12 protein-coding genes are annotated in these 12,621 nt (G+C 33.5%); 11 read left to right on the top strand and 1 reads right to left on the bottom strand.

The features are described from left to right. Positions 1 to 14: 14 nt before the first annotated feature. Positions 15 to 521: a hypothetical protein gene (locus A2J09_RS12485; protein ID WP_230591289.1), complete on the bottom strand. Its 507-nt coding sequence runs from the start codon at positions 519 to 521 to the stop codon at positions 15 to 17. Positions 522 to 1,712: 1,191 nt separating this feature from the next. Between A2J09_RS12485 and A2J09_RS23080 the strand changes: the two genes are divergently transcribed. The 11 genes from A2J09_RS23080 to A2J09_RS12440 all read left to right on the top strand — a co-directional run bounded on the left by A2J09_RS23080 (position 1,713) and on the right by A2J09_RS12440 (position 12,600). After that, positions 1,713 to 1,871: a thiazolylpeptide-type bacteriocin gene (locus A2J09_RS23080; protein WP_080695225.1), complete on the top strand. Its 159-nt coding sequence runs from the start codon at positions 1,713 to 1,715 to the stop codon at positions 1,869 to 1,871. A 72-nt stretch (positions 1,872 to 1,943) separates the two neighbouring features. Beyond that, positions 1,944 to 2,117 (top strand): thiazolylpeptide-type bacteriocin, encoded by a 174-nt coding sequence (locus tag A2J09_RS23075; protein WP_012295531.1) that lies wholly within the window; start codon positions 1,944 to 1,946, stop codon positions 2,115 to 2,117. A gap of 77 nt (positions 2,118 to 2,194) precedes the next feature. Next, positions 2,195 to 2,368: a thiazolylpeptide-type bacteriocin gene (locus tag A2J09_RS23070; RefSeq protein ID WP_012295530.1), complete on the top strand. Its 174-nt coding sequence runs from the start codon at positions 2,195 to 2,197 to the stop codon at positions 2,366 to 2,368. 123 nt (positions 2,369 to 2,491) lie between these two features. Continuing rightward, positions 2,492 to 3,529 (top strand): hypothetical protein, encoded by a 1,038-nt coding sequence (locus A2J09_RS12475; protein WP_012295529.1) that lies wholly within the window; start codon positions 2,492 to 2,494, stop codon positions 3,527 to 3,529. Continuing rightward, on the top strand, positions 3,498 to 5,975 hold the full coding sequence (locus A2J09_RS12470; protein ID WP_036162274.1) for a lanthionine biosynthesis protein: 2,478 nt from the start codon (positions 3,498 to 3,500) through the stop codon (positions 5,973 to 5,975). Before A2J09_RS12475 ends, A2J09_RS12470 begins: the two co-directional genes overlap by 32 nt. A gap of 11 nt (positions 5,976 to 5,986) precedes the next feature. Continuing rightward, positions 5,987 to 6,712, top strand: a complete 726-nt coding sequence (locus tag A2J09_RS12465) for an ABC transporter ATP-binding protein (protein WP_012295527.1) — start codon at positions 5,987 to 5,989, stop codon at positions 6,710 to 6,712. Between the two features lie 12 nt (positions 6,713 to 6,724). Next, positions 6,725 to 7,465 carry an ABC transporter permease gene (locus A2J09_RS12460; RefSeq protein WP_012295526.1) on the top strand — a complete coding sequence of 247 codons (741 nt, stop codon included), beginning with the start codon at positions 6,725 to 6,727 and terminating at the stop codon, positions 7,463 to 7,465. Between the two features lie 5 nt (positions 7,466 to 7,470). Beyond that, complete coding sequence (locus A2J09_RS12455) at positions 7,471 to 8,895, top strand: hypothetical protein (RefSeq protein WP_012295525.1); 1,425 nt, start codon at positions 7,471 to 7,473, stop codon at positions 8,893 to 8,895. Continuing rightward, positions 8,895 to 10,568 carry a YcaO-like family protein gene (locus A2J09_RS12450; RefSeq protein ID WP_012295524.1) on the top strand — a complete coding sequence of 558 codons (1,674 nt, stop codon included), beginning with the start codon at positions 8,895 to 8,897 and terminating at the stop codon, positions 10,566 to 10,568. The genes A2J09_RS12455 and A2J09_RS12450 overlap by 1 nt, the downstream gene beginning before the upstream one ends. 20 nt (positions 10,569 to 10,588) lie before the next feature. Beyond that, positions 10,589 to 11,755 (top strand): hypothetical protein, encoded by a 1,167-nt coding sequence (locus tag A2J09_RS12445; RefSeq protein ID WP_012295523.1) that lies wholly within the window; start codon positions 10,589 to 10,591, stop codon positions 11,753 to 11,755. Positions 11,756 to 11,766: 11 nt separating this feature from the next. Then, positions 11,767 to 12,600, top strand: coding sequence for a thiopeptide-type bacteriocin biosynthesis protein (locus A2J09_RS12440; protein ID WP_012295522.1), 834 nt, complete (start codon positions 11,767 to 11,769; stop codon positions 12,598 to 12,600). Positions 12,601 to 12,621: the final 21 nt, after the last annotated feature.

Here is a 12,621-nt window from a genome sequence, read left to right as displayed (position 1 = left end):
GTTTTTTCTCTTCATTACCAATTATAGAAAATACGAGGTGTCGCATCTGGAACTAGGCCTGTAGCTAGATAAGAAGTTGCATTGGCTCTAATCCCACTATTCAAATGGTTATAACCAGTAGTGTTAAGTCGACCATTGGACCAAACTTCTGCACGTGCAGTAAATCGTGGCGCAGTGGCATCTACCCAGCCAGATGCAAAATGGTCACCGCCATGCCCATGTGAAGAATCCACATACAACCGAACATCACTACCTGTAACTTTATAAGAATTTCTAGAGATACTCATAGTGTTGTTGTCTCGTGACGCACTATCACTTCCACCGCCAGCGGACTTATCCATTACCAACACTTTCCCATCCATAGTAATTGATTCTGGCAATTCTACCGTAGTATTTGACTCTGGCAATTCTGTGGCAAAGGCAGAAATGCTTGAAAAAATAATTCCAGAAACCACCATGATAGGGGTCATCTTGCTTATAAATTTTTTCTTTTTCATACGAATCATCCTTTCTTTTTTCACACTTTGACCTTTCACTTATAAAACCTAATCTGTAAAACCTACAAACTTTTAAAACTATAAAACCTAAATGAATAATAATGTATATGGTAATATAAGAAAATTTAATATAATGATGTAAATTTATTTATACACCTAACCTGAAGATTGGCAGGAGTTACGGAGGTTTTAGCAATGGCAGTTTGGAGATAAGGTGGGGCGGTCAGTTTATCTAAGTGGATTAATAGGAGCCCGTGATAATTGCTAAGTATTTTATATATAGCTACACAAACTAAAAACATATTAAGTATTGGCTAATGAACAACAAAAGATCAGCTACTCTATTAATAGTGAGGCTGATCCTTTTATGTTGACGAATAGTTAAATTCATTTTAAAAAATTTTTTATGGTCCACAAATTGAGAAACAATTGTGCTCCTTGAAATTTTCATTCACCCAATAATCAATTTTATTGAAAAGTCGTAAGAATTGGATATCCGCTGTATTATTTAGTGAACATGCATTGAAAGCGATTTGATTCCATTGTTCTTGATTAACGCAGTTGGGACCAAAGTAATTGAAAGCAGGTAATACATCTTCTATAAATAAATGTAAAAAATCAAAGGCTTCTGTTGTTAGATAAATAGAAGTATCATGCCAATGTTTATTTTTAAAAGGACCTTGCATAAATTCAAAAACATCATGCCTTCCCTGTAAATTTTCTAAAGTATTTATTTTCAGTATATATTCCTCCAATGTAAGGTTAAGTTATTTTAGGGTAGAAAGTGAATTTAAAAGATTTGCATCTCTAAAAATTACTCTTTTTGCCAATTTCTTTTCGTGTTGTTAAGGGATTTGTATTACTTACAAAAATAAATAAATGTCAATGTTGAGTCAAGATAATCTTATTGTTGAATTTTTATTTTTACTTATTCTAACATTACACGATTGTCCCGTTCATCCCTTAATTAAATGAAAAAGACCCGCTTAAGAATAGTGCTTAAGCGGTTTTTTTTATAAAAAACAATCAGGTTTACGTTGGTATGAATCAGCAGATACACCCCATTTTATTGACAGTTAAGATGGAAATTAGAACACCTATTTTAGTTAACTAGGACACCTAAGTATAGAGGAGCGGTTTGTATGAAAAGAATGAATAACTGTAGATTTCTCGAGTTATAGTGTGTATGTAAATAAATGAAAGGAGAAAAGAAAAATGGAAAAAGAACGGAATGCAAATGAATTCGATTTAGAAGTAGAATTATTAGATTTGGATGAAGTGTCAGCGATTCCAGAAACAACAGCAAGCAGTGGCTCGACAAGCTGTTCGGCATCATCGACATGTGGCTCAACATCATGCTGCGGTTCTTGTTAAATCATTTAGAGGAATTGGTGTAAGTTTTTATTGTAGTAGCCAAATAATCACTATTTATAGGAGGAACTAAAGATGAAAAAAGAGATGAATACTCAAACAGTAAATGCAAAAGAATTTGATTTAGAAGTAGAATTATTAGATTTGGATGAAGTGTCAGCGATCCCAGAAACTACAGCTAGCAGTGGCTCAACAAGTTGTTCAGCATCATCAACATGCGGTTCAACATCATGCTGTGGTTCTTGTTAATAAATTGTTTGGAAGATGTAGAGTCGGTTTCGAAAATAGTATAAACAACTAATTACTATTTATGGGAGGAACTAAGGATGAAAAAAGAGATGCATACTCAGGAAGTAAATACAAATGAATTCGATTTAGAAGTGGAATTACTAGATTTAGACGAGGTGTCAGCAATTCCGGAAACAACAGCAAGCAGTGGCTCGACAAGCTGTTCAGCATCATCAACATGTGGCTCAACGTCATGCTGTGGTTCTTGTTAATGACTTGAAAAATAATGGAGCGGTTGAAACAAACTATTGTGACAACCGCCCGATTATCTTCTATCTAAGAGTTGTATTTGGAGAATCCAACAGGGTAAAAAAAATACATAAGGGTGTGTTGCAATGTATCAAACCTGTATTTATAACTATGACAGTTCATTAGAACAATCATTGCTATTACTTATTGATGATATGTGGAATACAAATCAATATTTTGTGTCAAAGGGGTGGGAGGGTGGACCTCATATTCAGTTAGTTACAAAAAATAAAATATCGCAATCTGAATATAAAACTCTGAAAAAGAGAGTGCACCAGCTAATCGAAGAGAGACCATTGGATAAATCCTATATGGATCAAGTGAAGAAAAAATATGAACAAAGTTCCCTATTGATTTCTAATTTGGAAAATAAGAAAAGTGAACGTGCAATTCGAGAACACGGAGAAATAGACATACATCCTTATTTTTTGGAATTTCATAATGAACGATTAACTAATTTATATATGAACGAACGATTCAGACATTACCAATTGCTACTGGATACTAGAAAATATATAGAAGCGCAGAATATTAGGCTAGATGAGCTGTTTCCACTTATTTTTTCAAGAATTTCAGATATCTATCATGAAAAAAATAATAATAAAGGTTACTTTTCATTTGTCTCGCATGTTCATGGCTTCTTTGAGCTTTCTGCCAAGCAAGAGAAACCCTACAACGAAAATTTATTTGAGACACTTTATGTAGAAAGGCAATTAGGTTTTGAAATTGCAGAGAAAGCACATTCTCAGCTAATTAATAGATGGTATAAATATTTTTCAGAGTTTTATGGATGTTGTTTAAGTCAGGTGGACGAATTATTAGACGATCATTATAAAGCTGAATTGGCTCGTACTATAGAGGAATTAGAAAAAAATTTTAAAAATGATTTTCATAGGAATTTTGTTGCCTATTCAAAGAAAAATAACTTTATGGAAAAACCTGAAGCAACGGCCTATAGATTTACAGTAAATCTGCTGTATTTACTATTACCTTACTTTAATATAAGTGCCTTGAAGAAGCAAAAGTATATTTATATGGCTTACAGAGTAGTGGAAAGTAAAAAAGGGATGACTTGGAGGGAGGAGTTAGGACTTGACTATAACAGTTACTCAAAATCCATTTAGTATTTATCGGGGAACCAATACCTCTGATTATTGGTACTTTGAAATGCGAGAAAAAGCGAAGGAAATTCAGTCTGCTAAAGACGAGATTGACAATGTTCATGAACAAATTGAAAGAGAGAAAGAAATTGTAGTCAGTCAAATTGAAGAAGAGTTCTCTCTACAAAAGGATCCTAAGCTATTGAATCTGAAACGGGATGTTCATAATTTACGTAGCATTCGTTTAAGAAAATACTCAGGGCCAATTTTGTTGAAGCAACTAGTAGACCTTTTAGATCAATTAGAGTTGTACCAAGAAGCACTGCATCGACGTTATGAGGAAGCCGTATTGAAATCGAGGGAGATTCTTCAAAGAGAAATAGCGGATGAACAACTGCAAAAGACCGTTTTATTTTTTAATCAAACTATTTATAAGAACATTGAAAAGTATTTATCCAAACCGGTACAAACACATAATAAAAAAGAAAAAAAGTTGGACAATTTTATTATCAACTTATTAATGCGCAGCTCTATGAAAACTAGTCCGTTTTCTTACCTTACCCAAACGGGCTCTTCTGGTAATCGATTTTTAATAAAAAAGAAGGCAAACATCGAATTAAATCATGCTCTACTTTTTAGAATATTTTTGGAAGCTATTCGTACCGACGAGGAATCATTAGAAAAAATCCCTGTCCATGTTTCTAAATTTGGGCAAAGGAATTCTAAGATTTTCTTTGTCACGCAAGAGAATGTTCCACAATCTAAGAAAATATATGAAACAAGAGATAAGCTGGTTGAAATGGGGATTGCGGAAGAAGTAATTCAATTTCTAAAGAAAAAACAAGGGCAAACTATATTTTATAAAGAATTTGCTCAATTTCTAAGGGAAAAAGAACTTTATTCGGGGCATGAGTTGGATGTATTTAAAAAACTTGTTTCCACAAAAATAGTAGTACAAAAAATTTCAGTAAATGCTAAAAGAAATCTTGTAAAAGAAATGATTTCCTTTTTAAACGAACATGGTATTTGCGAAGAGCTATCACGCCAGCTTCAATTAATGAATGAAATGCAAAAGGAGTTTGAGCAGGCAGATACAAATGAGCGGTTAGTTCTTTGGAGAAAGATTGAGGATATGATTAAAAGTTTGAGTGAAACCATTCCGAATTTTGGTACGGAAATTCTATATGAAGATATCTTGTTTGATGCTCAGAGCAATAAGAGCAGTCTCAAAGATATTGAAAATAAGTTTTCTAATCGTTTTTTTGAAGAAATTACGGCATTTTTACTGTTATTTGATGTGAATATTCGTGTGCAATACGAAGTGGCAGCGCTATATAAAAAATTATATGGCCATTCGGAAATCAGTTTGTCTGACAGCAATTTATTAAACAATGTATTCTTCGAAAAATTGAGATACTTCTTCCCTTATTTCCAGGACATGGATTACCGATATGATGAAGCGATTGCACCTGAAGTAAAGATTTTGGATGATCTTAGAGATGAATTTAAGGCATTCTTTTCTCAATACTTAGATGAAAATCAAGCAGGAGAAATAGACTTTCAGGAACTAATACAGCCTTTTTCTAAAAAAATTCCTAAATATATTAAATACGGCAATGAATTTAGTATGACCTTTTTTTATCAGCTTTTTCAGGAGAAAGTAATTTTAAACGATATTTATGATGGTCAGGAGAAATTTTTATCTAGATTTAAAGACTTCTTCGAGGACTTAAATAGAGATACACAGTATCAAGAATATATAGGGAAAAATTATTATGACAAAAATTATTACGAAGTAACAGAGCTGTTTGGATTTAATGGCGGCATTCATGATAGAAATTATAGTCAAAAATTAAATCTGGAATTTGGATATCAGAGATTCCATGATGTTGGGCATCCTCATATATCAGATTTTTCGGTTAAATATGATGAGAAAAAGAAAAAATTGATAGTGCTTGACCATCAGAAGAATGAAGCGAGAGTAGCCTATAAATCATCATTAGTTCCAGTGTTTCTCCCGGGAGTTTTATCTGTATTGCTACTTTTGTTTCAAAGCGGAAGAATCAACTTTGATATAAATTACTTTTTGAAAAAAAGAAGTGATATGCCAAGAATTATTTTTGAAAATATTGTGATGTATAGAAAGAAGTGGACTATCAAACACGAAGATTTAAAGTGTATCAGTAAAGAAGCCGCAGATGAAGTAGAGCTATATTCATGCATTAATAACTATTTTAAAGATCGGCATTTACCTGAAACTTTCTTTTTAAAGAAATATCGTATGGGTGAAGAAATTTCTGCGATGAAGCCATTGTTTATTGATATTACAGTACCAATACTATTCAAACATTTTATGAATGAAATTACCAATGAAGAAAGTCAAGATCCTACGTTCTTTATCGAAGAGGTGTTACCTGAATTTAAGAATGACCTTAGGGAATATGTTGTGGAATATACGATTGACAATTAGGAGGGTGAACAATGCAGAATTTTAATGTAAAGGTAGAAAAACTAACAAAGAACTATGGAAAAAAAGCTGTTCTGAAAGGAATAGATTTTATTGCTGAAAAAGGTGAAATTATTGGTGTTATTGGAAAAAATGGTGCGGGGAAATCGACATTCTTAGAAATTTTAATGACCATTAAGGACTTCAATGATGGGAAGGTTGTTGTCTTTGGTAATAATTTAAAGGAAATTGATCAAGCCCAGCTCGGAAAAATTAAAAGCAATATATCCGCGGTTCTGCAACCTACACAGTTTTATAAAAAATTAAAAGTAAAAGAATTACTAGATCTTTTTAGATCCTATTATGGTAGCAAAGTAGATCTGAATGAAATTATTGAAGAGTTTGAATTGCAGGAGCATCTCAATACATTCTTTGATAATTTATCTGGGGGCTGGAAGCAAAAGGTTAGCCTAGCAATTGCTTTTTCTTCTAAACCGCGTTTGATTATTTTGGATGAACCGACTACTGGCCTGGATCCTCATATGCGAAATATATTATGGGAAAGCATCACAGGATATATTAAAAAAAATGATAGTACAGTGATTTTATCGACGCATTATATGGACGAAATCGAACTCTATTGTGATAAAGTTCTTTTCATTAATGACGGTGTAACCGAAGTATTTGATACGCCAGAAAATATACTAAAATCCGGTCATAAATCTATTAATAGCTTCTATCTTGATAAAATTGCCAAATAAGGGGGAGTAAATATGTTATTAACACAAATTAAATATGACTTAAAAATGTTCTTTAGAGAGTTATTTTATTTAGTCTTCACGGTTGTTGTACCGCCTGTCACATATATTTTAATGGGACAAATGTTTAGTAATGCAACCTATAGCGGAGGGATGAACTATGTTCAAATGTATACACCTTCGTTTATTGTCCTGATTAGTTTTTCAGTCGTATTTTTTGCCTTTGGTTTTGATCAGGTAATGAATCGTGCAGCTGGAATTGAAAAAAGACTTTTCATTACGCCCATCACTGATAAAATTCTTCTCATGTCCAGCATTGCTAAGTCATTCATTATTGCTACTGCAGGATTTTTCTTAATAACTTTAATCGGCTTACTTGTTTATGATTTGCAGCTTTCCATTGTTAATTTCTTGGTTTCATATTTAAGCTTATTACTCATTAATGCGGTGATGCTGGTTTATTCTCACGCAATTTATTCAAACTTTAAGGAAGTTAAAACAGCACTTATTTTGTCTATTGTGTTATTCCAAATTGTTATGTTCACTGGTGGCTTCTCTGTTCCAGTGGAAAGTCTCCCGAATTTTGTGAAGTATGTATCTTATGTGAATCCGTTCTATCATTTAAATAATATTTATATTTCAATTTGGAATGAGACATTTGAATTCAATCAAGATATGTTGATTTCAATCGGGTACACGTCAGCTCTTCTGATTATTTCATTAGTTGTCATTAAGTTCAACAATAAGAAGGAGTGAGTAATATGCTAATAAAGGCTCGAAGAAATATTCGTTATCATTATAATGAACCAGACTTATTTATATATGGGCCAAACGAACTAATAAAATTAAAACTAAGTGTTTCAGAATATGAAGATATCACTTCCTTGATTAGTAATGCCTATCAGGGAAGTGAAGAAACAGCACTTTTTGAAGAGTTTAGCCGCTACACAAAACTTATTCAATTTCTTATAAAAAAACATGTTTTTTATTTAATTGATCCGAAGGTCTATGATCTTCACAAAAGCAGCCTCTATTTACCATGGGTAGAAGAGCAATGTCTATCAGTAGAAAAAGGTTTGAGAGACATTGAGAAAATTTATGTAAAAATTCCCACATCCTATTTTGGTGCAATTTGTCTCAGTGAATTATTGGCAGAAAATCATATTCAACATGAAATTGTAGAAGTTGAGAATATAGAAGTTTTTGCAGACGGGAAAACCGTTGTAAATTATTATATTGGGAAAAAAGAAGAGAGAATATGGATTACCACAAGAAAGCATACAAATTTTGAGTCCGTATCCGCTGAGGATATTTCAGAGAAACTTCTTGCAGGCTTCCTTTATTATGGCGTCATTATATCTATTGTTGCGGAAAGTGCCCCGGTATTCAATATTAATTCTCTTATGGAAGTTGAGAGGAAATTGGCGTTTGACGGAATTAAAAAGGTGGATTATCAAATTTCAGGACGAGCGCCTCAAGATGCTATCAAGAATTATAATTCACTTGAAAATTTTGTGAAAAAATATGATTCAAAGATAGTATCTTTTAATAAAAATAAAGAGTATTTTACTTACAACCAATCACCGTTGCAGATTATTACCGTGCAAACAGAAGACAAAGAAAATTATTACTTTGCAGATATTTCTTATGAAAGACTCGCACAGTTTCTCTCAGAGGCAGCATTTATCGAAATATTAAAAAATAGCTATTCAAAAGATCTTCTATTGAAACAACAGGAAAAAGTTATCTATAGTACCCAACATAATAAAGCAGGGAAACTGTCCAGATTATATCTGAATGAGCTGGAAGAATCAGAGCTTATTATTAATTTAATGAATCAAGAAAAGCTATCTACTCATTTCTACCTTCAGGCATGTATTAGTGGGGGGTATTACTTGTATGCTGTAAATCATAATTCAGAAGCATTCATTTTTCAGCTACCCGTAAGAACAGCAGCCCAGTTGATAACAGTTTTACTGACTTGGATTAGTATGCATATGAATGCTGTATCCATTAAAGAATCATTCTTCCAATCCATAGACGTAAATGAGCTCCACCTAAAAGAAGGCAGCTCTTTCAATTGGGACATATCTCATCAACAAAATCTAGTAAGTGGACAGCAGACAACTGTGGGGAAAATTCTCAATGATCATGGTTTTGAATATGAACTTTTGGAGGTGGAGTGATGACCATACTAACAAACGTTGCTACGATTATTACAAACCAAAAGTATATTTTTGTACATTCATCCAAGAATGATTCATTCTTTTGCCTAAACTGCTTTAAGGAGCGAACAAAAGAACTGAAAAGCTACCAACAATATTTTGGTTGGCAAGAAGATGAGCCTAGCCACTTAGAAGCAGAAATAATTGCTACTCTCTTGCAAAAGCTTCAAACAAGTAATGAACCGTACCTCTATGAAATAAATCGAGATACATTGGAAATTCAAGCGAAAGCAACTTTCAAGCGAGGAGATTGTCACTGTAATGAAGATACTGCTCCACATAAACTTCAGGAATTGGATACGATGTTCGACGCAAAGGATAATCGGCAATTGAGCTTTGAACAGGTAAGAGAGAAGATTGAAAGAAACAAAAAACTAATCTATGCGCATCCATCGTCGATCGTGAATGCATTGGCTCGTTCTGGAGATTCTTATGGTACACCAATGGTTCAGACAGAAGTATTGTACAAGGGGATTTCAATGCTTTCCTATGGTCGGACAGGGACGTATGAGAAGTCAAAATATATTTCTATTTTGGAATCGTTAGAGCGCTATGCTACAGCGTTTCCTTATAAAAAGCAAAAAAGGTCAATGCGAGAAAAGGATTCAGAAGTGATCGACCTAACGCTAAGTGAAGTAATGGCGCAATGCAATTATGGCAATCCAGAAAATTATTCAGAAGATCAGCCACTGAATTATGAGAAAGTTTGGGCATTGCATAGTGAAAAAGATGTTTTAATTCCCGAGCAGCTAATTTATTATAACTCTCATGTTGTTTCTGATGAAAAAAGATTTATTTATGAAAGTTCTAATGGCAGTGCTCTCGGTTCAACAGAAGCAGAAGCTAGCCTTCATGCGATGCTAGAACTGATAGAACGAGATGCCTTTTTAGCTACTTGGTATGGACAAATTCCACCTGTCAGAATTGATGAATCAAGCATTCATTCTAAAAAAATCCAAGCTTATTTGGAATCCCTAAAGCAAAAAAATATTCGTGTACATTTGTTTGATATATCTATGGAAGTGAAAATTCCGACTATCTGGGTCCTATTAGAAAAAAAGGAGCCTAGGGAAAATGAAATGGCCTTTTACACAGCTGCGGCAGCTTCCTTTGATTTGGAAGAGTCAATAGAACGAGCATTAATTGAAGCTACAACAGCGATTACTGTATTTACAAATGTATTTAATAACGAGGATTATCAGACAAGAAAGAGACAATTATTGATGAATCCTCAATCGGTTCACAAGTTGGAAGACCACTTGCTGCTTTACTCAAATAAGGAGATGAAGTATGCATTTTCGTTTGCATTAAATACAGAGATGGTGTCTTCCTATGAGCAATTGGAAACAGGATATACAGCATATCAAGGGAAATTTTCCGAGGTTGTTCGAACGCTTGAGAAGCAATTGGTCGATATTTCTGGTAAAGCGTATCGGGCTACGATGGAAAACCCGAATTTATTTTCTGCAGGATTTGTTAATGTGAAATATGTAGTGCCTGGCATGCTGACAATGACTTTTGGGCATCAAAATAGACGAGTTGTCAGTCAGCGAATTGAAAAGGCTATTCAATATAAGAAGAAAGGGAAGCTAGATAAAAACTGGATAGAGAAAACACCACATCCATTTCCATAATTGAACGGGAGGGAATAAGGATGATTGATCAACAATATTTAGATCGATTCGGAGAGAATCGTTATAAGCAAACATTGTCTGTTGCACAAGTGGATGATGAACCGCTATTTAAAAATCATTTAGATGTGATTGACATGAAATTTTTGAAGGAGCTTGGTAAAAGTGATGGCTGGAGTTCCATTATTTACGATCTCTATTATTATTTAGAAATGATTCAGCGGATAGATTTTTTCAGCAAATACTATTTCCATTCTTTTTCTCCAAAAGCTAGAAATATAGATAGTCTCAAATTGGTATTCGTTCATAAAACGCATATGTTTGTATACAAAGCATTAACAGACAAAATTTATGTATATAACCAAGAGTATTTTAAAGGGTTGAATGCTGAAAGAGATTATCTAGTAATCGTAAATGACAATCGTCAGCTCCAAAAATTCTATGGTGAATTTTCTTTGATGCTAGGTTTATTGAATACGGGTCATTATCTTTATAATCTTGACTATGTTTTAAAGGGCCATCGAATTCGTCACCGAAAACTAACAACAGCTTCACTTGAAAAGGATCGTGATTTTGTAACAATTCCGCTTGTACTGGAAATAGCTTTAGACCAAGAATATCATTTGAGTACAGTAGATATAAAAGAGCAACCGGAAACCGAATTTTTCAGGAGAAGAGTATCGGAGCAAAATATTAAAGGCGATTCAGTAGTAAAAAAGTTAATGTTAGCTACTACACATCATCAATTCCTAAAGGAATTCCTAGTAGCAGCACAGGACTATCCTGAAATAGGTTTGTGGACCTTTATAGATAATATTGCTGATCTCAAAAGTGGATTTTATCGGATTGGAGAAACATGTGAATTTATTCAACCGAAAGAAAAACTTATGTATAAGAAGATGTTGCAAGAATATCAAGATTTCACTAATTTGGAAGGCATGTATTATTGGATATTTTTTACCTTTGAGAAAACAAGACAAGATTATGATGACATTTTTTTAAGGATTGGTCATTTTGCACAACATTTATCTATTATTGCTGCGAAGTATGGAATGGCTGCTCGAGGGATTAAAAATTACAATGACAAAATAATAAAAGAGAAATTCAATTTAGAGAACAATGTACAGCTTGGCTACTCATTAAATCTTTTTAAGAGCTGGAATACAAGTCACAGTATATTTTTAAAATAAAGGAGAGCCTTATGTGGATATCTAAACATTTATTCATTCATGATTATGTGTTAATTGAAGAGTTTTTAAAAGAGTATTTGTTGCCATTTTTAGAAAGAGAAAAGGTTCGATATTTTTTCATTCGTTATTGGGATGGTGGTCCCCACATCCGTTTGAGATACCAAACTGCACAAGATATAGCAGAGAAAGTTGATAAAGATTTGGAGCAAATATTAGAGAGCTTTCACCAAAAACATAAGAGCCATTCATTTCAAGCTATTTCCTATGATGAGGCGATTGTTCAGACAGAAGGTATTGTACCAACTGCTCCATATCCGAATTTTTCAATTCAGACGATTGAGTATGTACCAGAGCTAAACCGTTATGGGGGAGAGACAGCAATGGCGCTATCCGAAGAACTATTTGTCCACTCGTCAAAATTTGCTGGACAAATAATTCAAAACCTTAATCGAACTCAGCGTTATGTGTTAGCGATTGATCTCATGTACAACTGTACAAAAATTGCTCAAGAATTAGGGTATATCGAGAAGCATGAGACAATGTTTCATGCATATCGTGAAATATGGACGCAATTTTCTCAGAATAAGGCCCCGGAGCATATATTCAAAGTGATTAACAACAGAATCGATCAATTGAAAAATGGCGAGCTTGCAATTGAATTCTATCAACCATATCTTAAGGTGTTCAAATCTTTGCTTGCTCAAATAAAGTTATGTCAAACAACAATGGAGCCAAAGTACGCCTTTTATATTGTCATTTCTCATCTCCATATGTTGAATAATCGATTAGGAGTATCTCCGGAATATGAATTCATTTTTTCAGATGCTTTTCTTAAAGCTGGATGATTTCTTAAAAAGGAGGACATT

Origin of the sequence: Lysinibacillus sphaericus, from assembly GCF_001629735.1 — a bacterium.
Lineage (GTDB): Bacteria > Bacillota > Bacilli > Bacillales_A > Planococcaceae > Lysinibacillus > Lysinibacillus pinottii.
This window is presented reverse-complemented; position numbering and strand designations above follow the sequence as displayed.

What these genes read in the sequence shown, in the direction of transcription:
- A2J09_RS12475 (WP_012295529.1), top strand. Translation starts at nt 2,492, where the DNA reads ATGTATCAAACCTGTATTTATAACTATGACAGTTCATTAGAACAATCA.
- A2J09_RS12440 (WP_012295522.1), top strand. Translation starts at nt 11,767, where the DNA reads ATGTGGATATCTAAACATTTATTCATTCATGATTATGTGTTAATTGAA.
- A2J09_RS12450 (WP_012295524.1), top strand. Translation starts at nt 8,895, where the DNA reads ATGACCATACTAACAAACGTTGCTACGATTATTACAAACCAAAAGTAT.
- A2J09_RS12460 (WP_012295526.1), top strand. Translation starts at nt 6,725, where the DNA reads ATGTTATTAACACAAATTAAATATGACTTAAAAATGTTCTTTAGAGAG.
- A2J09_RS23070 (WP_012295530.1), top strand. Translation starts at nt 2,195, where the DNA reads ATGAAAAAAGAGATGCATACTCAGGAAGTAAATACAAATGAATTCGAT.
- A2J09_RS23080 (WP_080695225.1), top strand. Translation starts at nt 1,713, where the DNA reads ATGGAAAAAGAACGGAATGCAAATGAATTCGATTTAGAAGTAGAATTA.
- A2J09_RS12465 (WP_012295527.1), top strand. Translation starts at nt 5,987, where the DNA reads ATGCAGAATTTTAATGTAAAGGTAGAAAAACTAACAAAGAACTATGGA.
- A2J09_RS12445 (WP_012295523.1), top strand. Translation starts at nt 10,589, where the DNA reads ATGATTGATCAACAATATTTAGATCGATTCGGAGAGAATCGTTATAAG.
- A2J09_RS23075 (WP_012295531.1), top strand. Translation starts at nt 1,944, where the DNA reads ATGAAAAAAGAGATGAATACTCAAACAGTAAATGCAAAAGAATTTGAT.
- A2J09_RS12455 (WP_012295525.1), top strand. Translation starts at nt 7,471, where the DNA reads ATGCTAATAAAGGCTCGAAGAAATATTCGTTATCATTATAATGAACCA.